Consider the following 22784-nt stretch of genomic DNA (forward strand, 5'->3'; position numbering starts at 1 on the left):
ATAACGCGCCGCGAACATCCGCCGCTTGATCTGGATCAATTCGTTTCATCATTGCGTGTGCGAGAACCGGGGCATGAAAACGTCAGCCGTCCCCGCACCGGATTCGAAGGTCGTCCCCTCCGGCCCCGCCCCTTTTCAGGCACTCTCGATCGGCGAACGGCTGGCAAGGCGCGGCTTGCGTCGGCTGCTCATCCTGCAAGTCGCGCGCACCGGGCTACGGCTCGGCTTCGCCGCGTCGGCGGCGATCGCAACCGGACGGCTGGTGATGGGCGATCCCGTCGACCCATGGCTGGTCGCGGCTGTGGTCGTGCTTCTCGCGTCTGCCTGCCTCGCCGGGCTCGCGTCCGACAGGGCGCAGGCATCGGCCGAAACCGCCGTCTCGGCGGGGTTGCGCGGGGCTGCGGGCGAGCGCCTGAACGACATGCCGGCGCGGCAATTGCAATCGCTGTCGGTCGGCGGCGTCATCGTCTCGATGCAGCGTCATCCCGAGGCGGTGGCCGGCCTTGTCGTCGGCCATCGCGCGGCCAGCACGATGATGGGTGCGGGACCCCTGCTTGCGGCCATCGCACTTCTCCTCGTCTCCTGGCAGGCGGCGCTGCTGGTCATCTGCCTGACGCCGGTGATGATCCTGTTCCTCGCGCTGGTGGGCAATGCCATCCGCCGGCGCGCCGACGCCCAGGAACGCGCCTTCGGCCGGTTGGCGGGCCAGTTCGCCGACCGCATCCGCACGCTGCCCACGATCCTCGCCAACCACGCGATGGCCACCGAGGACGCCAAGCTGGCCCGCCGCCTCGAAGCCTATGCGAGCAACACGATGGGCGTGCTGCGCATTGCTTTCGTCAATGCCGGCATCATCGACTTCTTCGCATCGCTGTCGATTGCCATCCTCGCCGTCTTCCTCGGCCTTGGCCACCTGAAGCTCGCGATGATCCCTGGCTTCTCCAACCTCGCGCTTTGGCAAAGCCTGTTCATCCTCATGATCGCGCCGGAATATTTCGCACCCTTCCGGCGCTTTTCGGAACAATATCATGCCAAGGCGGAAGGCCTTGCCGCGGCGGCCGCACTTGACCGGCTGCTCGGTGCCGAGCCGGCCGCGGCAAAGACCTTGCCGATTCTCGACCGCCTGTCCCTGGCGTTGCCGAAACAGGGCCTGGTCGCCATTGTCGGCCCGAGCGGATCGGGCAAGTCGACATTGCTGCGCCGACTGGCCGGGCTCGAACCAGGCGGATCGCTCGACGCCGATGCACTCGCCGGCCGGGAAATCGTCTGGGTTTCCACTGACTGCTGCGTGCCCGAGGGAACGCTTGCCGAAGCCCTTTCATGGAATATCGCCGCGCCGGCCGGGGACAATCTCGGGGCAGCCGCGGGCGCGATCGGCCTGCTCGACGACGCGCTGTTGCCCGGCGGCCTCGAAGTCAGGCTGGACCGGGGCGGAGCCAACCTTTCCGGAGGGCAACGGCTGCGCATCGCGGTCGCCCGCGCGCAGCTTTCCGGCCGGACCGTGTTGGCTGACGAACCCACGGCAAAGCTCGACCGCCAGACGGCCGAAGCGGTGCGACGCATGCTGCTTGCGATCTCGCGATCACGGCTGGTCGTCGTGGCCACCCATGACCGCGACCTCGCCGCCACCGCAGACATGACGGTCGATCTCACCCCCAACGATGCCATCGAGGTGGCGGCATGAACACTCTCCTTCAATCCTCAAGCCGGAAGTCGTGGCGGCTGGCGACGGGCTTTGCTTTCTCGGCCCTCTGCTGCGGCGTATTGCTCGGCGGTGTTTCCGCCTGGCTGTTGGGATCGGTGGCGATCGCCGGCCTTTCCGCCACCGCCTTCACCTTCAACTTCCACATACCGGCGGCGCTGGTCAGGCTGTTCGCGGTGGGCCGCACGGTCGCCCGCTATGGTGAGCGGCTGGCCGGCCACAAGGCAGCACTCGCGGACCAGGTCGCGCATCGCGTCGAACTTTTCGCCGCGATGGCGGCGGCGCCTGCCGTGCGCAGGGCCGGATGGCAGCTCGGCGATGACGCAAGGCTGGCCGATTATCTCGACGATGTCGAGGACCTCGACTACGCCCGGCTGCGTGCCGGACTGCCTGCGCTGACGCTGGCCTGCGGCATCGCCGTCCTCATTGCGGGTTCGGCGATGCTCGCGCCGCTCTCCCTTCTACCGATCATGCTTCTGCTGCTCGCCATCCTGTTCGCGGGGAACGGGGTGGCCAAGGCTGGCGCCATGGCATGGGAGCGCGCCAGGTCGATGCGTCGCGGGGGCGCAGGCAGGCTTGGCACGGCCATGGCGTCAGCCGTTCCGCTCAAGGCCGAAGGTGCCTGGCGCCATGAGTGTGGCGAAGCGCTTGCCACGCTCTCGCGCGCGGATGGCGAGATGCTTGCGCTTCGCCGCCTGCAGGCCGGGCTCGACACGCTCTGCGCCGCCTTCGGTCCGCTTGCCGGCATCAGCGTGATGGCCGCCGCCTGGTATGCCGGACGGCAGGGCACGGAGCTTCTCCTGCCGATGCTGCTTGGCTTTTCGTGGCTGGCGCTTGGCGAAGCGCTGAACGGCGCGTCGCGCATGCTGGTTGCCGTGCTTCGCCGCAATGCCGCCCGGGCCGAGATCGGCAAGTGGACCGAGGTCGGTTCGGCGGACAGGCAAGCGCACGTGTCGGACGAACCGCGCCAACTGCGCCACGGCGCCCTGCAGCGCCGCGCGCCGGACGGCCGGCCCATTGGGGCACCGGTCGCGCTTACGCTCGAAAGAGGTCGGCCAACGGTACTCGTCGGCGCCAGCGGCTCGGGCAAGACCAGTCTGCTCAAGCAGGTTGCCGGCTGGATCGGCGAGGATGGATTTGCCGCCGGCGACCGCATCCTGTCGGCAGGCGAGCGGCGGGCGCTCTCGGCACTGGTGTTGCATGATGCGGTCATCCTCGAGGACACGGTTCGCGCCAACCTCTTCGTCGGCGACGCTCCGGACGCGGCCCTGTGGCGTGCGCTGGAAGCCGTAGAGATGGACGGCCGAATCCGTGAAGCCGGCGGGCTGGATGCCTGGATCAGGCAGGACCGGTTTTCGCTCGGCGAGGTGCAGCGCATCAACCTCGCGCGCGCCTGGCTGTCCTCCATGCCGCTGGTGCTGCTCGACGAGCCGACAGAGCATCTCGACGACGAGCAGGGCGAGCGCATCCTGGAGCGGCTGCTCGCCCACCTGAGCGACCGGATCGTCGCCATTTCCACCCACCGCGCTTTCCCGCTTCGCGACATAGGCACAATCGAGCTGAAACCTTGAACCCTCGACAAGGACGGGCCTTTCATGGCCTGGGCGAGCGTCGCGCGTTTCGACGCTTGGCCGCGCCAGCATTTTCTTCCTCTGGTGCAATGCGAGCGGTCGACTCGATCAGTCCGCCTACCCGAAGATCCGATCGCCCTGTTCATCCACCAGTTGGATGCCCTTCTTGATCGAAATGTCGACGGCATCGTCGAGCCCGGCGAAACGGTCGGCGCGGATGAATTTGTGTTCCTTCACCACGCCGTCGATCTCCTTGGAGACGATGCCGCAGGTCTGGTACTGGCCATCGGCCTTGTAGGGCGTGGCGCTGATCATGAAACCCTTGTGCTCGACCTGCTTGGCCGGTGCCGCACTTTTGGGCTCGGCCGTCTCACCGCCGCCGCCACCGCCGAAAAGACGTTTCAGAAAAGACATGGCTCAAATCTCCTTGTTCGTCCTGCAAACCACGGTCCGTTCGCGATTCACGACGTTGTTGTTCCAGCATGCGCGAATGTGCCGCCGCGTTCCAGCCCCCTGATGAAGACGGCGACCAGCAGTTCGATCTGCTGGTCGATCTCGTCGGCCTGCCGGCGAACGGATCTGGCCGCATAGCCGCTGGTGACGATTCCATGCACGCTTGACCACAAGGTGCGCGCGGCGATCCGGCGCGTGTCGGCGTCGAGGTCGAAATCGCCCCCAGCGAGCACGCCGGCAATGATCTCGAACAACTGGTCGAGCCGAGCCTCATAGGCATCCGGTTCGGCCAGTGTCGGACGCCGCCTGTTGAAGGCAAGCAATGCGGGCCAGCTGCCCGGATGCGCCTCGACGAAGCGCACATAGGCGCCGGCCAGCGCCAGCAGGCGCTGGCGCACATCGGTGATTCCGCGCCGGGAAAGATCGGCCATCGCCGCCGCCCCTGCCGCACCGAGTCGATCAAGCAACCGCATGTTGACGGCACGGTGCACCCCCTCGAGATCGGAAAACAGATTGTAGACCGAACCAACCGAGATGCCCGCCTGCTCGGCGATGGTCCTGGCCTTCAGATTGTCCATGCCGCCCTCGTTGAGCAGCACTTCGGCAATCGCCAGCACCCGCTCGCCCGTCTCTTCCTTGTCCAGTGCCATATCAGTCCTTGTGGATGCGAATGCCTTGCGAGGCACGCTGGTTCGAACGGCGATTTCCCCTTGTTTACCATACAAGGGGTTTCGTGAACAGCGTTCAAAAATCTCTTGAACAATGTTCATTTCCTGTTATGTTGGCTTCGTGAACATTGTTCACAGCACAATTCGAAGGGAGAAGAACCATGCTTAGCCTGATCAGAACACTGCTTGATGGCGCCAGCGCACGGGCCGAGGACGGCCTCAAGGATCGCTTCGCCATCGACCTTCTGGCGCAGCGCATCCGCGACGCCGAGGCGGGTCTTGCCGCCGCCAAGCAGACGCTCGCCACGCTGATCGTGCGCCACCGTGCCGAGCAGGCCGGTCTCGACCAACTCGAGCGCCGCCATGCCGATCTGGAAACCCGCACGATCAGCGCGCTCGCCGCCGGCAACAAGGGGCTGGCCGAAAGCGGTGCCGCGGCTGTCGCCGAGTTGGAGAATGAACGCGAGGTCCGCCGCGCCACCGTGCAGAGCCTTGGCGAAAAGACGTTGCGGATGCGCGTTTCGGTGGAGCGGGCGCATCGGCGCATCATCGACCTCAACCAGGGCATGATCTCGGCCCGGGCCATCGATGCCGAGCGCAAGGCGCAGTCGCGCCTCGTCAGGTCGATCGGCAATTCTGGAAGCCTCAACGACGCCGAGGAGCTCTTGGCCCGCATCAAGGGAGCCAGCGACCCGTTCGAGGAGTCCGGCATTCTCGACGAGATCGACGGCGAGCTGCGTCACGAAGCAATCCGCGACCGGCTTGCCGACGCCGGGCACGGCGCGGCGGTGAAGGTGCGCGCCAAGGACGTGCTCGAGCGCCTGAAGACCATCAACTGAAAACCAGCCTTTGCAGACCTGATCTCATCAAAACCCAACCATCAAATCAACGGAGAACTCCAATGAACGCCAATCAGACCTACATCATGTTCAACACCGCCTCGGTCGGTGCCGCCTATTTCATGCTCGGCCTGTCGCTTTGGCTGGCGCCGGTCGACCTGGCGACCAAGGGTTACTGGGCCATGGGCATTTTGCTGCTCACCGGCAGCCTGGTGAACCTGGTCAAGTACCGCACGGATGAACGCCTGTCGGCCGAGATGACCGCCAAGATCGAAAAGGCGCGCAACGAAAAGCTGATCAGTGAGTATGTCGGCAAGGAATGATGCCCTCCGCATCATCGCCAACAAAAAAGCCCGGGTCTCCCCGGGCTTTTTTTGCGTACCGCGAAATGCCGCCCGCCTCAGCGGGGCGACAGCGCTTCCAGCGCTTCCGCCGCGGCTTCTAGAATGGCGATCGCCTCGGCCTGCTTTTCAGCGGGGGCATCGACGATCTCGCCCAGCGCCGCGCGCAGGCGGTGGCGGATGGCGCGGAATTCGTCGCGCGTTTCCGAACGTTCGCCACGGCCACCACGGCGGTCCTCGCCATCGTCATTCCAGCCGAACCAGTCGCGCGCCTTGGCCATCTTGCGGCCGAAACGCTCGAGGTGTTCGAGCACGCCGTCGATCATCTCGCGGTTGTCGGCGAGATGCGCCCGGCCGGCCTCGGTGATGGAGAACACCTTCTTGTTGCCTTCGCTCGACGAGACGGCATAGCCAGCCTCTTCCAGGAAGGTCAGCGTCGGGTAGACCACGCCCGGGCTCGGGCTATAGATGCCGCTGGTGCGCTCTTCCAGCGCCTTGATGATGTCGTAGCCGTGGCGCGGCGCCTCGGCCAGCAGCGACAGCGTGATCAGCTTGAGGTCGCCGTCGGCCAGCATCCGCCCGGCGCGGAACATGTCCCCCGGCCCGCCGCGTCCGCCACCGCGACCACCATGTCCGAACGGGCCAAAGCCGCCACCCCCTCTGCCACCGAACTTGCCGGCCATGTGCATGAACATGCGTTCGCCAAAATGGCCGCGTCCGCAATGATTGTCTTTGTGCATTGTTTGCTCCTTGAGTTCTATCTTACGATATAACTTAAGTAGGCGCACGCCTCCATGGAGTCAAGATATATCTTACGATGTATCTGAGTGCGTGCCAGCCGAGCCGATCTCCCGGTTCGGGGCGTTCCATTCAACGAGATGAAGTCGCTACCAGCGGCCCTTGCGCCGGTTCCAGGCGTAGAGCAGATCGGCGAAACGATCATAGGCAAAGCGGGTCAGCGGCAAGGCAACCGGATTGCCGAAAAGCGTGGCCAGCCAGCCTTCGCCTGGCGTTATCCGCCACACGGCGATGGCGACGTCGGCGCCGACCAGCAAGCGGCCATCCGCATCGGTGGCGTGCAGCCGCCGGCGGATGTCCTCCACCGAGGCGCCGCGTCCGGCCAGGGCCGCCGGCTCCAGATTGATGTCGCGAAATTCGATCCGCCCGGCCCTGACCGCTTCGATCAGCCGCCGCTTCTGCCTGGCAATGCCGGCATCGCAGACGGGGCATCGCGTGTTGTACCAGACGGTCAGTTCAGGCCTGGGGGTTTGCTTGAGCATGATCCTGGCGTGCTCAGCCGTGGCCGTGCCTGTGGTGCAGGTCCGGATAATGCGGATGGCGGTGGCGCATCGGCGCATGCCGGTGCCAGTGCGAATGGGGCTCGCTCACCGGCCCGTCATGATCGTGCTGGTGGTGTTCGTCATGCACATGGCTGTGCTCATGTTCCAACGCCTCGTGGTCGTGCTCATGGTCGTGGCGCTCCGACAGATGCAGCCACAGGCCGATGCCCATCAGAAGTCCCGCCAACGCCAGCTTGAAGGTGACGGCATCGCCCAGGATGACGATGGCCAGCAGCGCGCCAATGAACGGAGCCAGCGAGTAATAGGCGCCTGTCCGCGCGGTACCAAGATGGCGCAACGCCAGGATGAACATCACAAGGCTGACGCCGATACCAAGGAAGCCGACGGCGGCCGTGGCAGCGACAATGGATATCGCGGGAAACGACGCTCCGGCAGCAAGCGCCAACCCGACATTGGCCGCGCCCGCCACCAGGCCCTTCAGCATGGCGATCACCACCGGGTCGGTCGCCGAGATCTTGCGGGTGAAGTTGTTGTCCAGTCCCCATGCCAGGCAGGCCCCGGCGACGAGCAGCGCGCCGAGATTGAAGGCGACACCCTCACCCTGCCATGACAACAGTACGGCGCCCGCCAGAATGGCGAAGGCGCCAACCAGCAGGCGCCGGTCGACATTCTCGCGATAGACGAGCCAGGCGATAGCCATCGTCGCCAGCCCTTCCAGGTTCAGCAGCAGCGCTGAACTGGATGCCGTGTTGAGGCTGAGGCCGAACATCAACAACACCGGCGCGAGGATGCCGCCCATGCCGATTGCCAGTGCCAGCCAGGGGACATCGCTGGCGGCCAGTTGCGCTTCGCCGGCCGCGGCCTGTTTGCCGCGAAGCAGGCGATACAAAGCCAGGCCAATGCCGGCGCCGAGATAGAGCAGGCCAGCCAGCATGAAGGGGCTGACGCTGTTGAGCAGCAGCTTGGAAAGGGGCGGCGTGGCGCCAAACAATGCGGCAGAAAACAGGGCAAGCGGCACGCCGGGCCACAGATGGGAATGCGAGTGCGGCTCTGACATGGTCCTATCCTTGTAACAGGGCGGCGACGTGGCTGCTATTTGCGGCGCATCGCGGCCTTTGGGCCGATGCATTTGTTGTCGCGAAACAGCGCCCATTCCTCGCACAGGCGCCCGTTAGGCAAGCGGCAGAAGCCGTATTCGTTGCCGGCCTTGTCCTTCCTGATCATGAAGCGTCCGCCGATCTCGCTGCAATGGACCGATGCCGGATTGGCCATGCCGACAGGTTTTTGCACGGCGGCGCCGACGTCGATCGGCATCGATGATATCAAGGCAAGGGCGACGGCCAGTATCGAAAAATTGTTCATCGCGATCCCTCCTGGCCGCATATCTACCACGGCGAGGCATCCTGTCCCGAGGCAACCGTCAAATATGTCGGAACGCGCCGGATCAGGTGCCATCAAGGCAGCACCCGATCCGGTTGTCCGCGAACACTATCCGAGCGAAGTGATGATCTCGCGATAAGCGAATTCGGGGAAGGCCTTGAGCGTTCGCGTCCGGATATTACCGCTCGCCGCCAGCATCAGCGAGAAACGCGCGAGCACCGCGTCGTCGGGGGCTTCGACCACTGCCACCATGTCGTATTCACCCATGGTCAGATAGAATGACTTGAACGAGCCGCCCATATCTCCCAACTGCTTCCTGGCGGCGTCGAGCCGCTTGGGTGAATCGCGCACGTTTCTGGCGCCCTGCTCCGTCCAGTTCATCAGCACGATGTAGCTTGTCATGGCTCACCTCCCTCCGGGGCCACGGAGCACGGCGGCTTCGCCGGGGCGGGCATCCGGGTTGTCGCCCAGAAAATGCATCCGAAGTGGAATTATCCTCCTGCGGCGAACGTCCTGCAAGGACGCATCCACGCCATCATTTGCGGGCTGGAAGTGACACTTGGCGGCGACCAGGGAAAGCCGGTTTGAAAACCTGCCTGATTGCTGCAATCTCCGTGGCCATGGTGGAAATCCCAGGCTGATGTCCAGGACCGATCCAGCCGCCGGAGGGCTTCATGCGCGAGACAACAGACCTGCCACCGGCATCGATCGAAATTCCCGCCGCGTGGGCCGGTGAGGACATGGCGGAGCATCCCGACCGTTGGCTGGTCGAACTGGACCCTCGCGACGTCGCCGAGCTGGAATTGGCGGCAACCAGCTTTCTCGCCGGCTCTCGGGACATAGGCGGCCTGACCAAGGCCGATTTCCCCTTGCCCCGGCTTGCCGGCCATCTTGCCGCCCTTCGCGAAAAACTGATCGCCGGCATCGGGTTCGAGGTGCTTCGCGGCCTCCCGGTCGAGAGATATTCCGCTGCAATGACGGCAACCATCTTCTGCGGGATTGGCGCGCATCTGGGAAGCGCACGCTCGCAGAATGCCCAAGGCCATGTACTCGGCCATGTCCGCGACATCGGCGCCGACGCCAGGGACGCCACGACACGCATCTACCAGACTGCCGAGCGCCAGACGTTTCACACCGATTCCGCCGATGTCGTCGGCCTGCTCTGCCTGAGCGATGCCATGCAAGGCGGCGAGTCCCTGCTGGTCAGCACGGTGACGATCTACAACGAGATGCGCAAAAGCCGGCCTGATCTGGTGCGCCTGCTGTTCGATCCGATCGCCACCGACCGGCGCGGCGAGATTCCGGAAGGCGAAAAGCCCTACTTCGAAATCCCGGTCCTCAACTGGCATGCGGGACTGCTGACCGGCATCTATCAGCGCCAGTACATCGACAGCGCGCAGCGCTTCCCCGATGCCATGCGGCTGAGCGCCGCCCATGTCGAAGCGCTGGATCTCTTCGACAGCCTTGCCAACGATCCGAAGCTGAACCTGTCGATGCGGCTTCGGCCCGGCGACATGCAGTTCGTCTACAATCATTCGCTGCTTCACGACCGCATGGGGTTTCGCGACTGGCCGGAATCCGACAAGCGGCGCCACATGCTGCGCCTGTGGTTGTCAATTCCCGGCGACCGCCCGCTGCCCGAATGCTTCAGGCAGCGTTATGGCTCGATCGAGATCGGCGACCGGGGCGGCATCATCGTCAGGGGGACGCGGCTGAACGTGCCGTTGTAGACCAATTCCCGGCAAGTCTGAAAACGGCTTTCCGTCGATGCAGAAAAACGAAAAAGGGCGCCAATCGGCGCCCTCAATTCCTCGCGGCAGATAAAACTCAGCTGTCGAGGAAGCTGCGCAGCTTGCGCGACCTGCTCGGGTGCTTGAGCTTGCGCAGCGCCTTGGCTTCGATCTGGCGGATACGCTCGCGGGTGACCGAGAACTGCTGGCCGACTTCTTCCAGCGTGTGGTCGGTGTTCATGCCGATGCCGAAGCGCATGCGCAGGACACGCTCCTCGCGCGGCGTCAGCGAGGCCAGAACGCGCGTGGTGGTCTCGCGCAGATTGGCCTGGATCGCCGCGTCGATCGGCAGGATCGCCATCTTGTCCTCGATGAAATCGCCCAGATGCGAATCCTCCTCGTCGCCGACCGGCGTTTCGAGCGAGATCGGCTCCTTGGCGATCTTCAAGACCTTGCGCACTTTTTCGAGCGGCATTGCGAGCTTTTCGGCCAGTTCTTCCGGCGTCGGCTCGCGGCCGATCTCGTGCAGCATCTGGCGCGAGGTCCGCACGATCTTGTTGATCGTCTCGATCATGTGCACCGGGATGCGGATGGTGCGGGCCTGGTCGGCGATCGAACGCGTGATCGCCTGCCGGATCCACCATGTCGCGTAGGTCGAGAACTTGTAGCCGCGGCGGTATTCGAATTTGTCGACCGCCTTCATCAGGCCGATATTGCCTTCCTGGATCAGGTCGAGGAATTGCAGGCCGCGATTGGTGTATTTCTTGGCGATGGAGATGACGAGGCGCAGGTTGGCCTCGACCATTTCCTTCTTGGCGATCGCGGCTTCGCGCTCGCCCTTCTGCACCTGGTTGACGATCTTGCGGAATTCCAGGATCGAGATCGCCGTTTCGGTGGCCAGGTGCTGGATCTCGGCGCGCAGATCCTTGATCGCATCCTTCTCGTTCTTGGTGAATTCCTTCCAGCCGCGCGAGGTCAGATTAGCGATCGAGCGCGTCCAGTTCGGGTCGAGCTCCGAGCCCTGATATTCCTTCAGGAATTCCTCGCGGCGCACGCCATAGCTTTCGGCCAGCCGCAACAGCTTGCCCTCGTTCTGCACCAGGCGCTTGTTGATGTCGTAGAGCTGCTCGACCAGCGCCTCGATGCGCGCCGTGTTGAGCGACAGCGACTTCACCGCCTTGATCAGCTGGTCCTTCAGCTCCTTCAGCCGGCGGTCCTGGCTGGGCGACAGCGTGCCGGCGGCGGCCAGACGGTTCTCGACCTGCTGGTCCTGCAGCTTGCGCAGCTTCTTGTAGGTGTCGGCGATGACGTCGAGCGTCTCCATCACCTGCGGGCGGAGTTCCGCTTCCATCGCCGCCAGCGACAGGCTGGCCTCGTCTTCGTCTTCCTCGTCGTCGTCCCCGATGCCGCGCGTATCGGCGCCGACATTGGTGATGTCGTCTTCATCGTCGCGCCCGCGACGCGGCTTTTCCTCGGCCTTGGGCGCTTCCTCGATGCGCTCGACGACCGGCGCCTGCTTGGCTTCGGGGCCGGCATAGGTGGCTTCGAGATCGATGATCTCGCGCAGCAGGATCTTGGATTCGTTAAGTTCGTCGCGCCAGATGATGATGGCCTGGAATGTCAGCGGGCTCTCGCACAGGCCCGCGATCATCGTCTCGCGGCCGGCCTCGATGCGCTTGGCGATGGCGATTTCGCCCTCGCGCGACAGAAGCTCCACCGAACCCATCTCGCGCAGATACATGCGCACGGGATCGTCGGTGCGGTCGGTCGGCTCTTTCTTGGTGGTGGTGGCGGCAACCGCCGTACCGGTCTGTTCGGCCAGTTCGTTGGCGTCTTCCTCGGCGTCGGCCGCGGTGTCGCCAGCCTCGGCCTCTTCGCCCTGCTCGTCATCCTCGACGACATTGATGCCCATGTCGGACAGCATTGCCATCGTATCCTCGATCTGCTCGGAGGTCACTTCCTCGGAAGGCAGCACCGAATTCAGCTCGTCCATCGTGACATAGCCGCGCTTCTTGGCGGCCTTGATCATCTTCTTGACAGCATCATCGGAAAGGTCGAGCAGAGGGCCATCGGTGGCGCCTTCGCGTTCGGTCTCGACCTCTTCCTTTTCCTTAGTCGCCATAATTTTTATCTTCTCCAAGCGGCTGCCATCGAAGCCGCGTAAGCTGTCGGACCAGTCGAAACCGGATGTGCTCGCTTATGAAACGCGCTTCACCGGGCCAGAACCGCATCTACCTTGTTTGGTACATGTCGTTGCCCCAAAACCGGTTTCCACTCTTGGGCGACATGCATTAAGTCCAGATTAACCCTGATATCTGTGGCAGGCGGCCTGCCTGTCCAGTGACCAGTACCTCACATCGCTCATTTCCCGTCGGCGCGGGTGCGGGTTAACGTTTCGAATCGTCCTGATTCCGCCATTCTGTCGGAAGGTCAAGCGCCTCTGGCATGATTCGCATGAAAAAAGCGAATCAATTACCCGACTTAGCGCGCCCTGCCCCTTGGGGAAGCTCGGCCACGCTCTCATTCCTGTACTCAGCTGCACTTAGGCTCGCCCGGCCCTGCCCGACGAAACGCCAAATCCTTCGATCAGCGCTTCCGTCGCCTGTACATCCTGAAACTGCGCCTGAATTTCGATCAGATGGCGGAAGTTTTCGTCCGAAGGATCCGCTTCGAGAGCCGCTTCCGCCTGTTTCAGTTCCTTATGTAAGGTGCGCGCGCTGCGCTGCAAGTGCAGTGCCTGGTTCAGAGCATCGCGGGCATCGTCGAGTGCGGCCGTCTCCAGCGCCGGCCATTGCCGCGCCCGCCGGATCAGGCCGACGGCGCGCTCCCAGATCTCCGCGCAGCCGGCGCGTTCGATCGTCGCCACCACGGCATGGCGGTCATTGGCCATGTCATGCGCCATCGCGTCGAGGATGGCGGCATGCAGCCGCTGCAGCTCGGAATTGGCGAGGTCGAGAAATTCGACATGGGCGAAATTCTCGTCGATCAGCGCCGGATGGTTGACCAGCGCCACGATGATCGTCGCCTCGCGCACCGACATGCCCTCGCTGCCGCGCTTGACCAGCGCCGACTGGCCGAGGCTTTCGGTGATCGCCATGCGGCCGCCACCAGGCTTGGCGAATTGTCCGCCGGGTGCGGCTGCCTTGCCCTGCCCCGGTTTCCAGTCCTGGCGCCCTTGCCGCGCATCGCGCTGCGCGCCGAAGAAGCTCTTTTCCCGCTCACGCATTTCCTGCTGGTAGTGATAGCGCGTGCTTTCGTCGCGGATGCGGCTGGTCAACTCCCGCAGCGTCTTTCCCAGTTCCGCCCGCCGTTCCGGCGTGTCGAAGACACCGCCCGCCGTCTCCCGCATCCACAACAGGTCGACCAGCGGCCGCGCATCGGCTAGCACCGCGCGGAAAGCGTCCGGCCCCTCGGCCTTGACGAGGTCGTCGGGATCCTTGCCTTCCGGCAGCAGCGCAAAACGCGCCGAACGGCCGGCCTGCACCGAGGGCAATGCCAGATCCGCGGCACGCCATGCCGCCTTCAGCCCGGCCTTGTCGCCGTCGAAGCACAGCATCGGCTCCGGCGCCATGCGCCACAGCAATTCCAGCTGGTTTTCGGTGAGCGCGGTGCCAAGCGGCGCCACGACATTCTCGAAGCCGGCCTGCGCCAGCGCGATCACGTCCATGTACCCTTCGACGGCAATCACCGTGCCGCCCTTGGCCAGAGCCTTGCGGGCACGGGCGAAATTGTAGAGCACATTGCCCTTGTGGAAGAGCTCCGTGTCGGGCGAGTTCATGTATTTGGCCAGCGCATCGGGTGCCAGCGCCCGGCCGCCAAAGGCGATGATCTTGCCGCGCGAATCCGGGATCGGGAACATGATGCGGTCGCGAAACCAGTCATAGGAGACTGGAATGTCGTCGCCATGGCGCACCAGTCCGCAGGCCTCGATATCGGCTTTCGGCACGCCTTTTGCCGCGAGATGCTCCTTCAAGGCATTGCGGCTGTCGGGCGCGAAGCCGAGCCGGAACGAATGCTGCGTCGCCGGCGTCAGCCCGCGGTCGCGCAGATACGCGCGGGCCTTGGCGCCCTCGGGTCCCTGCAGCCGTTCCTGGAAGAAGGCGGTCGCCATTTCCATGACGTCGGTCAGGCTGGCGCGTTCCTTCTCGCGCCGTTCCTCCTGGACGTCGCGGACTGGCATCGGGACGCCGGCCATGTCGGCGATCTTCTCGACCGCTTCGGGAAAGCTCATTCCGTCGAGTTCGGTGAGGAATTTGAAATGGTCGCCCGAGACCGAGCAGCCGAAGCAATGGTAGCGGCCCTTCTTGTCCTCGCAGTGGAAGGACGGGCTCTTCTCGCCATGGAACGGACAACAGGCCCAATAATCGCCGCGCGACGTATTGGTCTTCTTGCGATCCCACGCGACGCGCTGGCCGACAACAGATGAAATCGGCACGCGGTCGCGGATCTCGTCGAGAAAGGCGGGCGGAAAGCGCATTGAGGGAACTCGTTTCCCCACCATATAAGCATACCCTCGAAATCCGACGACCCCCAATGCGGACGATCACCGGTTTCCACAGGGCAAAAAGAAAGGCGGCCCTTGCAGGCCGCCCTTCCCAGCTCAATCCAGCGATCGAACCTTACTGCGCGGCAAGCGCGCCGAAGATGACGCCGGAGAGGATGCCGACCAGGACATAGTCGTTGCCGACGCGGATCCATTCCTGGCCGCGGCCGGGACGGTGCAGGCCGTAGCGGCCATAGTCGCGGATCGGCTGGTGCTGCCTCCAGCCGGAATATTTCTGGCCGTTGCGCCAGTTGTTGCGCTTCACGACGACCTTCTTCTTGTAAACGCGCTTCCTCACGTCGTTGTGGTGGCCTGGCTTCTGCCAGTCGACCTTGGTGTAATTCGACTGCGGCGCGACCGGCGCGTTCATCGGCGCGGCCTGACCGGTCATGGAGGTGGCGGCCAGCATCGCGACAGCGAGAGCGGAAAGGACAATGCGTTTCATAAGAAGTCTCCTTGGTTGTCGATGCCCGAGGAATAGCGGCCAAGGGATGAACTGAAACTGAACGGCAGCATTACAATTGTGTAATGAAATCCTTCGCTTATTTCGAATATTTGAACATCATCGCAAAGACAGATGCCACAAGCACGGCAGGCCGGCTGCTTCCCGCCCCGCCGCGACCCGGCGATGCAACCATTTGCGCACCCGTCCATTTCCCGACACGGCCTGTCGCCCTGCGGCGGCCCCTTGAGATCGACAAGATTTTATTATCCGGCTAAAATATTCCAGCTATATATGACGACTGCCATGACCATGATTCGTACCCTCGCTTCCCTTCCTGATCGCCGCGCCGCCCGCACCGCGCGCCCCGCCCGCATGCAGGCGCCGCAATGAGCGGTTCCGTCGTCCTTCTGCATTTGGCCGGCGCGGTCGCGCTGATGCTATTTGCCACCCGCATGGTCAAGACCGGCGTCGAACGCGCTTATGGTGATGTGCTGCGCCATCGTCTGCGCGCCACCATGCGCAATCCAATCATGGCGGTGCTGGCCGGCACCGGCCTTGCGATCGCGCTGCAAAGCTCGACCGCCGTGACGCTTCTGGTAGGCTCCTTCGCCGGCTCCGGCATCGTTTCGGGTGCCGCCGGCCAATTGGCCGTGCGTGGCGCCGAGATCGGCTCGGCGCTGGTGGTCAAGCTGCTGACCTTCGACCTCACGCTTTTGGTGCCGCTCTGCCTGATCACTGGCACGGTGATGTTCATGGCCACCGAACGGCGCGACTGGCGCCAGACCGGCCGCATCCTGGTCGGCATCGGCCTTTTGATCCTGTCGCTGGAAATGATCGGCCAGGCGTCGGAGCCGCTGCGCAACAGCCAGCTCATGCCGGTCATCATCAATTACTTCTCCAGCGATTCCATCACCGCCTACCTGCTGGCGGCGCTGATCACCTGGCTGTTCCAGTCGAGCATCGCGGCGGTTCTGCTGATGGCGACGCTGGCCGGCCGTGGCTTGATCAGCCCGGAACTCGGCGTCGTCCTCATTCTCGGCGTCAATCTCGGCTCCTCCATCATCGCGCCGATGCTGACCCGCTCGGCCGGACCCGCCGTGCGCGTCGTGCCGATCGGCAATCTCCTGATGCGCGGGCTTGGCTCGCTGGTCATGCTGATCCTGTTCATGATCTTCCGGCCGCATGTCGGCTTCCTCGGCGCGACGGCCGCGGATCAGATCGTCAACGCCCACATCCTGTTCAACGTCATCATCCTGCTCGCAGGCCTGCCGCTGGCCGGTTTCGTCTACCGCGCTTCGGAGAAGATCGTGGCGCTTGGCACCAAGCCGGAGCCAACGGCCTCGCTCGACGTCATCGAGTTGTCCGCCCTCAACGAGAGCGCGCTCGACGTGCCGAGCCAGGCGCTGGCCAACGCCACGCGCGAGGTGGTGCGGGTCTGCGAGACGGTCGAGATCATGCTGAAACGCATCATCGAGCTCTATGAGAGCGCCGACGCCGACAAGATCAAGGCGCTGGCCGCCCTCGACGACCGCGTCGACCGCAAGCATGCCGCTATAAAACTCTACCTCGCCAAGGTCACCAAGAACCCGCTGACCGAGGACGAGGCGCTGCGTTGCCAAGAGCTGATCGGCGCCTGCGTCAAGCTCGAGCAGGTCGGCGACATCATCGTTCGCAACATGCTGGTGCATGTGAAGAAGAAGTTCGATCGCGGGCTGGAATTCACCGACGAAGGCTGGAGCGAATTGTGCGCCTTCCACAGCTCGGTGCTGGCCAATGCAAGGCTTGCCTTCAATGTGCTGGTCTCGCGCGACCCAGAAACCGCCCGCCAGTTGGTGCTGGAAAAGGACCAGTTGCGCGACCGCGAGAAGGAAACCAGCGCCAGCCATTTCCTGCGGCTGCGCGAAGGCACCGCCAAGAGCGTCGAGACCAGCTCGATCCATCTCGACACCATCCGCGACCTGAAGCAGATCAACTCGCTGCTGGCGTCGATGGCCTATCCGGTGCTCGAAGAGCGCGGCCTGCTGACGGGGTCAAGGTTGAAGGCGAGCTGAGGTCACCCCACCGGCTGCGGTCTTCACGTGACGGCAAAATACCTTTGCTCCGCTTCCGCCAAGCAGGATAAGGATCGACCGCCCAGGCTTTCGGAGGAATCGATGGACACCCATTCGCGCAGTTTTGCCAAGGCGCTATCCTGGCGTGTGACCGGCACCATTGACACGCTGATCATTTCCCTGGTCGTGACAGGAAGCGTCAAACTGGCCGCGGCCATCGGCATAACCGAGGTTTTCACCAAGTCCCTGCTCTACTATTTCCACGAGCGGGCGTGGTTGAAGATCCCCTATGGCCGCAAGACCACAGCCTGAGGCTGCCGGTCAAGAAAACCTAAAGTCGCGACAAAAATTTCTGGATTGCCCCCGCAGTCCATCCGTGGTTTGAGGCCGTTCCAGCCAAGGCTTCCCCATGTCGCTTCCGCTTATCGCCCTGTTCATCGCCGCTTTCGCTTTCGGCACCACCGAATTCGTCATTGCCGGCGTGCTGCCGCAGGTGGCGCAAGGGCTTGGCGTCTCGGTCCCATCCGCTGGCTATCTCGTTTCCGGCTATGCTTGCGGCATCGCCATTGGCGGCCCGCTGCTGGCGCTCGCGACCAAGTCCTTGCCGCGCAAGACCTTGCTGCTCGGCCTCGCCGTCGCTTTCACCATCGGCCAGGCGGCCTGCGCGCTGGCGCCCGACTTCATTTCCATGCTGCTTCTGCGCATTGCCGTCGCGGTCGCGCACGGCGCCTATTTCGGCGTCGCCATGGTGGTCGCTGTCGGCCTCGTTCCGGAAGACAAACGCGGCATGGCGGTGGCGGTCATCCTGTCCGGCCTCACCGTCTCCAACGTCATCGGCGTGCCGGCCGGCACCGCGATCGGCAACATCTGGGGCTGGCGCGCCACCTTCTGGGTGATGTGCGGGCTGGGCGTGGCGGCAACTTTTGCCATGGCCGCCCTGTTGCCGCGCACCACCGGCTCATCGGCCAAGCCCGCCGGCCTTGCCCGAGAGGTCCGCGTGCTGGCACGCCAGCAGGTCTGGACCTCGTTGATCCTGATGCTGATGCTGATGCTCGGCCAGTTCTGCCTGTTCACCTACATCACCCCGACTTTGCTGGAGATCACCGGACTCGACGAGAACCTGGTGCCCTGGGTGCTGCTGCTCAACGGCGTCGGCGCCACGCTTGGCGTCTTCCTCGGCGGCAAGCTGTCGGACTGGAAGCTGATGCCGTCGCTGATCACCATGCTCGCCTTGCAGGCGGTGACGTTGGCGGTGATCTACGCCGTCAGCCCCTACCCCGTGCCGATGGTCATCGCGATCGTCATCTGGGGCGGCCTCAACTTCGCCATCGGCACGCCGATCCAGACCCGCATCCTGGCGTGGACGGCGGATGCCGCCAACCTCGCCTCCTCGCTGATCCCGTCCGGCTTCAATGTCGGCATCGCGCTTGCCGCGTCGTTGGGCGCCGCCATGCTCAATGCCGGCTACGGCTACCGCAGCCTGCCGGTGGTCGGAGCTTTGGCGATGCTGGTCGCCGTCGTGGTCGCAATTGTCTCCCAGGTCTGGGAAGGGCGCAGCAACACCACGCCGCCGCTCACCGCTCCAGCCGAGTAGCGGCCTCAGTTTTCGGTCTCCTTCAGCACATCGATGAAGGCCCGCAGCGCCGGCGGCACCAGCCGATGGCCCGGATAGTAGAGGAACAGGCCGGGAATGGGCGGGCACCAATCGTCAAGCACAGTGACAAGCGCTCCCCGGTCGAGGTGAGCCTTGGCGGATTTGTCAGAGATGTAAGCGATCCCCATGCCGCCGGCGGCTGCCTCGGCCATCAACTCCATATTGTCGAGCGTCAGTGCGCCAGGAACATCGATGGCGATCTCCTGGCCATGTTTCTCGAACTCCCATCGGTAGGGTTTGCCACTTGGCAACCGAAAGCGGATGCAGGTTTGATCCCTAAGATCATCCGGGACGCGCGGAACCGGGCGGCCGGCCAGATAGGCCGGCGATGCAACGGCAATGAAGCGTGTCGGCCCGCCGAAGCGCACCGCAACCATGTCTTGCGGCACAGCCTCGCCCAGACGGATACCGGCATCAAAGCCTTCAGCGACGATATCGACCAGTCTTCCCTCGGTGACGAGATCGAGCGAGACCTGAGGGTAGCGCTGAAGAAAGACCGACACCACGGATCCGAGCAACAGTCGCGCGCCGATCTCGCTGGTGTTGATCCGCAGCGTCCCTGACGCAAGACCACGGAAGTCGTCGACCTCGGCCAATGCGGCGTCGATATCCGACAGAAGCGGCCGCAGCCGCGTGACGAGCCGCTCGCCCGCCTCGGTCGGCGCAACGCTGCGCGTGGTGCGATTGAGCAGGCGCACACCCATGCCCCGTTCCAGCGTCCGCATCATGTGGCTGAGCGTGGAAGGCGAAAGGCCGAGATCGTCGGCTGCCTTGCGGAAGCTGCGATGCGAGACAATCGCGGCTAGCGCCGTCAATTCCGGAAGTCCGGGCTTGCCATTCATGGGAAATCTTCATCAAGCCATATGAAATTGAACGGATAGTATCATGAGTTGGATGGCGTAGTCTTGGCCGAACTCAGCAATGAAAGGACATCTCCCATGGCCAGGACATGGTTCATCACCGGCACCTCATCCGGTTTCGGGCGGCTTTTGACAGAAAGGCTTCTGGCCCGTGGCGACCGTGTCGCCGCGACCGTACGAAAGCCACGGACGCTCGCCGATTTGAAGGCGCAACATGGCGATCGGCTCTGGATCGCTTCGCTCGAAATGACCGACACCGATGCGATCCGGGCGACGATCAGCAGGGCCTTTGGCGAATTGGGGCGCATCGATGTCATCGTCAGCAATGCCGGCTATGGCCTCTTCGGCGCCGCTGAAGAACTGGAGGACAGCCAGATCCGCGACCTGATCGACACAAACCTCGTCGGCTCGATCCAGCTGATCCGGGCAGCACTGCCGCATCTGAGGAAACAGCAGGGCGGCCGCATCCTGCAAGTCTCCTCGGAGGGCGGACAGATGGCCTATCCCGGCTTCAGCCTCTATCACGCCACCAAATGGGGCATCGAAGGCTTCGTCGAATCCGTTCGCCAGGAGGTTGAGCCGTTCGGCATCGGGCTGACGCTCGTCGAGCCCGGGCCGACACGCACGAACTTCGGTGCCAGCCTGGTCAGCTCCGGGTCCACGGATGCCTATGACAACACCCCGGTCGCGGACTTACGCCGGGCTTTTTCCGAGGGTTCGTTCGACATCAAGGGCGATCCCGGCAAGATGGTCGAGGCGATGATCGCCTCGGTGGAGCAGGATCCCGCGCCTCGACGTTTGACCTTCGGCGCCGCCGCCTACGCCTCGATCCGCAGCGCGCTGCAGGGCAGGCTTGCGGAATTGGAGAACCGGAAGGACGCGGCACTCGCCATGGATATCGACCCCTGACCAACGGTAGCGTGCCGGTCACCCGCGCCAGCGCAAGAGGCGCATGGCGTTGGCGGTGACCAGCACCGTGGCGCCGGTGTCGGCCAGGATCGCCGGCCAGAGGCCGGTGATGCCTAAGATGGTCGTGACCAGGAAGACTGCCTTCAGCCCCAGCGCCACGGTGATATTCTGGCCGATATTGGCCATCACCGCCCGCGACAGCCGCACCATCCGGACAACGTCCGTGACGCGGCCATGCAGGATCGCGGCATCCGCCGTTTCCAGCGCCACATCGGTGCCGCCGCCCATGGCGATGCCGATGTCGGCGGCGGCGAGCGCCGGTGCGTCATTGATGCCGTCACCGACCTTGGCCACTGTCAGCCCTTCGCGCTGCAACTCGCCGATCATCCGCTGCTTGTCTTGCGGCAGCAGTTCCGCCCGCGCCTCGATGCCGAGCGAGACGGCGATGGCTTCAGCGGTACGACGATTGTCACCGGTCAGCATTACCGCGCGGATGCCCTCGGCCTTCAGCGCCGCGATGCCCGCCGCCGCGTCCGGCCGCGGCTCATCACGCATTGCGATCAGCCCGGCCAGCACACCATCGGCCACCAGCACCGACACGGTCTTGCCCTGGCCATTGAGGCTATCGACGGCAAGGCGCTGCGCTTGCGTCATTTCAGTGCGTTCACCCGCCGCCGGTCCGGAACCGAGGAAGACGGCGACGCCGCCGACACTGCCCTCGACTCCCTTGCCGGAGACCGCCTTGGCCGAGAGCGCCGGCGGCACCGGTGCCTTGTCCGCCTTTGCCCTGTCCAGGATCGCCACCGCCAGCGGATGGCTGGAGCCCTGCTCGAGTGCCGCCGCCAGCGCCAGCACGCTGCGTTCGTCGCGGCCATAAGCGACGATGTCGGTCACGACGGGCTTGCCCGCGGTCAGCGTGCCGGTCTTGTCGAAGGCCACCGCCGTGATCCGGCGGAAACCTTCCAGGACCGCGCCGCCCTTCATCAACAGGCCCCGCCGGGCGCCGGTCGCCAGACCCGCGGCGATCGCGGCCGGCGTCGAGATGACCAGCGCGCAGGGACAGCCGATCAACAGGATCGCCAGGCCCTTGTAGATCCATTCATTCCAGTCGCCGTTGGCGACGAGCGGCGGCAGCACCGCCACCAGCGCGCCGACCGCCAGCACGCCCGGCGTGTAGTAGCGCGAGAATCGATCGATGAAGCGTTCGGTCGGCGCCTTGGCTTCCTGCGCCTCCTCCACCAGCCGCACCACGCGGGCGATGGTGTTGTCGGAAGCGGCCGCCGTCACTCGCACTTTCAACACGCCGTCGCTGTTGATCGTGCCGGCGAAGACGGGCTCTCCAACGCTCTTGCGCTTCGGCGTGCTCTCGCCGGTCACCGGCGCCTCGTCAATGTCGCTCGAACCCTCTGTTATCTCGCCATCGGCCGGGATGCGGTCACCCGGCCGCACCGTGATGACGTCGCCGACGGCAAGCTGTTCGGCGGGAACTTCAACCGTGCCGCCTCCCCGCTCGACCAGCGCCGTCTTCGGCACCAGATCAGCCAGACCCTGGATGCTGGCCCGCGCACGGCCGGCGGCGACACCCTCGAGAAGCTCCCCGATCAGGAACAGCACCACGACGGCTGCCGCTTCTTCCGTGGCACCGATCATCACGGCCCCAACGGCGGCGATGGTCATCAGCATCTCGATCGAGAACGGCGTGCCGGCCAATGCCGCCATCAGCGCGCGCCTCGCGATCGGAACGAGACCGACCAGCAAGGCAGCCAGGAAGACCCAACGCTCGGTCGTGGGATACAGATGACCGATGCCATAGGCGGCCAGCAGCGCTGCCGCGCAGGCCAGCGTCAGCGCCGCGCGACGGCCGCGCCACCACGCCTGCCCAGGCTCGGCATGGCTGTGGAGATGGGATGATCCTGCAGCCTCCTCGGTGATTTGTCGGCTGCCGCCATGGTCATGGCCCTCGTGCTCGTGACCTTCATGGTCATGGCCTTCGTGATCATGAGCGGAATGATCATGCGCCTTGGCCGCTGGCCCACCGGTCCCGGCCTCCGCCTTGACGATGCCGTAGCCCAGCCGCGCCACCTGCTGCAGCACCTTGTCATCGTTGAGCGGACCGCCATGGCTGACGGTCATCGAGGCGCCGGTCACCGAAACCGAGACATCGGCCACTCCGTCGAGGCGACGCACCGCCGTATCGATCTTGGCCGCGCAGGAGCCGCAATCCATGCCGCCGATCCTGAACCGTGTCTGCTTTAGAGGAGCCGTCATCACATTACCTGTCTGCTCTTTCACCGGCTTGGCGCGCCGGGCCTTGAACCTTGATGTCAGCCAATGTAA

21 protein-coding genes are annotated in these 22784 nt (G+C 64.4%); 9 read left to right on the forward strand and 12 right to left on the reverse strand.

Going from position 1 to position 22784, the window contains the following annotated elements; all coding sequences use genetic code 11:
- Positions 1 to 73 precede the first annotated feature (73 nt).
- Together AC1VON_RS29760 and AC1VON_RS29765 are read left to right on the forward strand one after the other, a co-directional pair.
- Positions 74 to 1684, forward strand: a complete 1611-nt coding sequence (locus AC1VON_RS29760) for an ATP-binding cassette domain-containing protein (RefSeq protein WP_172349087.1) — start codon at positions 74 to 76, stop codon at positions 1682 to 1684.
- Positions 1681 to 3273 (forward strand): ATP-binding cassette domain-containing protein, encoded by a 1593-nt coding sequence (locus tag AC1VON_RS29765; RefSeq protein ID WP_172349086.1) that lies wholly within the window; start codon positions 1681 to 1683, stop codon positions 3271 to 3273. Before AC1VON_RS29760 ends, AC1VON_RS29765 begins: the two co-directional genes overlap by 4 nt.
- A 117-nt stretch (positions 3274 to 3390) precedes the next feature.
- Here the strand turns inward: AC1VON_RS29765 and AC1VON_RS29770 are convergent, their stop codons facing one another.
- Both AC1VON_RS29770 and AC1VON_RS29775 read right to left on the reverse strand, forming a co-directional pair.
- Positions 3391 to 3687, reverse strand: a complete 297-nt coding sequence (locus AC1VON_RS29770; RefSeq protein WP_172349085.1) for an HlyU family transcriptional regulator — start codon at positions 3685 to 3687, stop codon at positions 3391 to 3393.
- A 47-nt stretch (positions 3688 to 3734) separates the two neighbouring features.
- On the reverse strand, positions 3735 to 4376 hold the full coding sequence (locus AC1VON_RS29775; protein WP_172349084.1) for a TetR/AcrR family transcriptional regulator: 642 nt from the start codon (positions 4374 to 4376) through the stop codon (positions 3735 to 3737).
- 179 nt (positions 4377 to 4555) lie between these two features.
- Here AC1VON_RS29775 and AC1VON_RS29780 point away from each other — a divergent pair, with 179 nt between their 5' ends.
- Both AC1VON_RS29780 and AC1VON_RS29785 read left to right on the forward strand, forming a co-directional pair.
- Positions 4556 to 5233 carry a PspA/IM30 family protein gene (locus AC1VON_RS29780; RefSeq protein ID WP_172349083.1) on the forward strand — a complete coding sequence of 226 codons (678 nt, stop codon included), beginning with the start codon at positions 4556 to 4558 and terminating at the stop codon, positions 5231 to 5233.
- Positions 5234 to 5295: 62 nt separating this feature from the next.
- The gene (locus tag AC1VON_RS29785) at positions 5296 to 5556 is read left to right on the forward strand and encodes a YiaA/YiaB family inner membrane protein (RefSeq protein WP_023779112.1); all 261 of its coding nucleotides are present in this window, start codon (positions 5296 to 5298) and stop codon (positions 5554 to 5556) included.
- A gap of 77 nt (positions 5557 to 5633) precedes the next feature.
- Here the strand turns inward: AC1VON_RS29785 and AC1VON_RS29790 are convergent, their stop codons facing one another.
- The 5 genes from AC1VON_RS29790 to AC1VON_RS29810 form a co-directional block, all read right to left on the reverse strand.
- Entirely contained in the window at positions 5634 to 6314 is a 681-nt protein-coding gene (locus AC1VON_RS29790) for a PadR family transcriptional regulator (protein WP_172349082.1), read from the reverse strand.
- Positions 6315 to 6461: 147 nt separating this feature from the next.
- Entirely contained in the window at positions 6462 to 6854 is a 393-nt protein-coding gene (locus tag AC1VON_RS29795; RefSeq protein WP_172349081.1) for a thiol-disulfide oxidoreductase DCC family protein, read from the reverse strand.
- Between the two features lie 13 nt (positions 6855 to 6867).
- Positions 6868 to 7932, reverse strand: coding sequence for a DMT family transporter (locus AC1VON_RS29800; RefSeq protein ID WP_483125827.1), 1065 nt, complete (start codon positions 7930 to 7932; stop codon positions 6868 to 6870).
- Between the two features lie 35 nt (positions 7933 to 7967).
- On the reverse strand, positions 7968 to 8237 hold the full coding sequence (locus AC1VON_RS29805; RefSeq protein WP_483125828.1) for a putative hemolysin: 270 nt from the start codon (positions 8235 to 8237) through the stop codon (positions 7968 to 7970).
- A gap of 126 nt (positions 8238 to 8363) precedes the next feature.
- Positions 8364 to 8657: a GYD domain-containing protein gene (locus AC1VON_RS29810; RefSeq protein ID WP_056578573.1), complete on the reverse strand. Its 294-nt coding sequence runs from the start codon at positions 8655 to 8657 to the stop codon at positions 8364 to 8366.
- A gap of 272 nt (positions 8658 to 8929) precedes the next feature.
- Here AC1VON_RS29810 and AC1VON_RS29815 point away from each other — a divergent pair, with 272 nt between their 5' ends.
- Positions 8930 to 9985 carry a TauD/TfdA family dioxygenase gene (locus tag AC1VON_RS29815; protein WP_483125829.1) on the forward strand — a complete coding sequence of 352 codons (1056 nt, stop codon included), beginning with the start codon at positions 8930 to 8932 and terminating at the stop codon, positions 9983 to 9985.
- A 97-nt stretch (positions 9986 to 10082) separates the two neighbouring features.
- On the opposite strand, the gene rpoD is transcribed toward AC1VON_RS29815, so the two are convergent.
- The 3 genes from rpoD to AC1VON_RS29830 form a co-directional block, all read right to left on the reverse strand.
- Positions 10083 to 12107 carry an RNA polymerase sigma factor RpoD gene (gene rpoD, locus AC1VON_RS29820; protein WP_056578576.1) on the reverse strand — a complete coding sequence of 675 codons (2025 nt, stop codon included), beginning with the start codon at positions 12105 to 12107 and terminating at the stop codon, positions 10083 to 10085.
- 420 nt (positions 12108 to 12527) lie between these two features.
- On the reverse strand, positions 12528 to 14462 hold the full coding sequence (gene dnaG / locus AC1VON_RS29825) for a DNA primase (RefSeq protein WP_483125830.1): 1935 nt from the start codon (positions 14460 to 14462) through the stop codon (positions 12528 to 12530).
- Positions 14463 to 14604: 142 nt separating this feature from the next.
- The gene (locus tag AC1VON_RS29830) at positions 14605 to 14973 is read right to left on the reverse strand and encodes an RcnB family protein (protein WP_140774628.1); all 369 of its coding nucleotides are present in this window, start codon (positions 14971 to 14973) and stop codon (positions 14605 to 14607) included.
- 386 nt (positions 14974 to 15359) lie between these two features.
- Here AC1VON_RS29830 and AC1VON_RS29835 point away from each other — a divergent pair, with 386 nt between their 5' ends.
- From AC1VON_RS29835 to AC1VON_RS29845, 3 genes are all read left to right on the forward strand, one after another.
- Positions 15360 to 17024: a Na/Pi cotransporter family protein gene (locus AC1VON_RS29835; RefSeq protein ID WP_483125831.1), complete on the forward strand. Its 1665-nt coding sequence runs from the start codon at positions 15360 to 15362 to the stop codon at positions 17022 to 17024.
- Between the two features lie 102 nt (positions 17025 to 17126).
- Entirely contained in the window at positions 17127 to 17336 is a 210-nt protein-coding gene (locus AC1VON_RS29840) for a DUF2061 domain-containing protein (protein WP_172349075.1), read from the forward strand.
- Between the two features lie 97 nt (positions 17337 to 17433).
- Entirely contained in the window at positions 17434 to 18618 is a 1185-nt protein-coding gene (locus AC1VON_RS29845) for an MFS transporter (protein ID WP_483125832.1), read from the forward strand.
- A gap of 5 nt (positions 18619 to 18623) precedes the next feature.
- Here AC1VON_RS29845 and AC1VON_RS29850 read toward each other — a convergent pair whose 3' ends face one another.
- Positions 18624 to 19520 (reverse strand): LysR family transcriptional regulator, encoded by an 897-nt coding sequence (locus tag AC1VON_RS29850; protein ID WP_172349073.1) that lies wholly within the window; start codon positions 19518 to 19520, stop codon positions 18624 to 18626.
- A gap of 96 nt (positions 19521 to 19616) precedes the next feature.
- Here AC1VON_RS29850 and AC1VON_RS29855 point away from each other — a divergent pair, with 96 nt between their 5' ends.
- Positions 19617 to 20447: an SDR family oxidoreductase gene (locus tag AC1VON_RS29855; RefSeq protein WP_483125833.1), complete on the forward strand. Its 831-nt coding sequence runs from the start codon at positions 19617 to 19619 to the stop codon at positions 20445 to 20447.
- Positions 20448 to 20465: 18 nt separating this feature from the next.
- Here the strand turns inward: AC1VON_RS29855 and AC1VON_RS29860 are convergent, their stop codons facing one another.
- Positions 20466 to 22715 (reverse strand): heavy metal translocating P-type ATPase, encoded by a 2250-nt coding sequence (locus tag AC1VON_RS29860; protein ID WP_483125834.1) that lies wholly within the window; start codon positions 22713 to 22715, stop codon positions 20466 to 20468.
- Positions 22716 to 22784: the final 69 nt, after the last annotated feature.

The sequence above is a fragment of the Mesorhizobium sp. HAY1-8B genome (assembly GCF_056868045.1).

Coding starts and splice junctions, on each gene's coding strand:
- AC1VON_RS29770 (WP_172349085.1), bottom strand. CDS start 3,687: ATGTCTTTTCTGAAACGTCTTTTCGGCGGTGGCGGCGGCGGTGAGACG.
- AC1VON_RS29765 (WP_172349086.1), top strand. CDS start 1,681: ATGAACACTCTCCTTCAATCCTCAAGCCGGAAGTCGTGGCGGCTGGCG.
- AC1VON_RS29760 (WP_172349087.1), top strand. CDS start 74: ATGAAAACGTCAGCCGTCCCCGCACCGGATTCGAAGGTCGTCCCCTCC.
- rpoD (WP_056578576.1), bottom strand. CDS start 12,107: ATGGCGACTAAGGAAAAGGAAGAGGTCGAGACCGAACGCGAAGGCGCC.
- AC1VON_RS29780 (WP_172349083.1), top strand. CDS start 4,556: ATGCTTAGCCTGATCAGAACACTGCTTGATGGCGCCAGCGCACGGGCC.
- AC1VON_RS29775 (WP_172349084.1), bottom strand. CDS start 4,376: ATGGCACTGGACAAGGAAGAGACGGGCGAGCGGGTGCTGGCGATTGCC.
- AC1VON_RS29800 (WP_483125827.1), bottom strand. CDS start 7,932: ATGTCAGAGCCGCACTCGCATTCCCATCTGTGGCCCGGCGTGCCGCTT.
- AC1VON_RS29785 (WP_023779112.1), top strand. CDS start 5,296: ATGAACGCCAATCAGACCTACATCATGTTCAACACCGCCTCGGTCGGT.
- AC1VON_RS29860 (WP_483125834.1), bottom strand. CDS start 22,715: ATGACGGCTCCTCTAAAGCAGACACGGTTCAGGATCGGCGGCATGGAT.
- AC1VON_RS29810 (WP_056578573.1), bottom strand. CDS start 8,657: ATGACAAGCTACATCGTGCTGATGAACTGGACGGAGCAGGGCGCCAGA.
- AC1VON_RS29790 (WP_172349082.1), bottom strand. CDS start 6,314: ATGCACAAAGACAATCATTGCGGACGCGGCCATTTTGGCGAACGCATG.
- AC1VON_RS29795 (WP_172349081.1), bottom strand. CDS start 6,854: ATGCTCAAGCAAACCCCCAGGCCTGAACTGACCGTCTGGTACAACACG.
- AC1VON_RS29840 (WP_172349075.1), top strand. CDS start 17,127: ATGGACACCCATTCGCGCAGTTTTGCCAAGGCGCTATCCTGGCGTGTG.
- AC1VON_RS29830 (WP_140774628.1), bottom strand. CDS start 14,973: ATGAAACGCATTGTCCTTTCCGCTCTCGCTGTCGCGATGCTGGCCGCC.
- AC1VON_RS29845 (WP_483125832.1), top strand. CDS start 17,434: ATGTCGCTTCCGCTTATCGCCCTGTTCATCGCCGCTTTCGCTTTCGGC.
- dnaG (WP_483125830.1), bottom strand. CDS start 14,462: ATGCGCTTTCCGCCCGCCTTTCTCGACGAGATCCGCGACCGCGTGCCG.
- AC1VON_RS29805 (WP_483125828.1), bottom strand. CDS start 8,237: ATGAACAATTTTTCGATACTGGCCGTCGCCCTTGCCTTGATATCATCG.
- AC1VON_RS29850 (WP_172349073.1), bottom strand. CDS start 19,520: ATGAATGGCAAGCCCGGACTTCCGGAATTGACGGCGCTAGCCGCGATT.
- AC1VON_RS29855 (WP_483125833.1), top strand. CDS start 19,617: ATGGCCAGGACATGGTTCATCACCGGCACCTCATCCGGTTTCGGGCGG.
- AC1VON_RS29835 (WP_483125831.1), top strand. CDS start 15,360: ATGAGCGGTTCCGTCGTCCTTCTGCATTTGGCCGGCGCGGTCGCGCTG.
- AC1VON_RS29815 (WP_483125829.1), top strand. CDS start 8,930: ATGCGCGAGACAACAGACCTGCCACCGGCATCGATCGAAATTCCCGCC.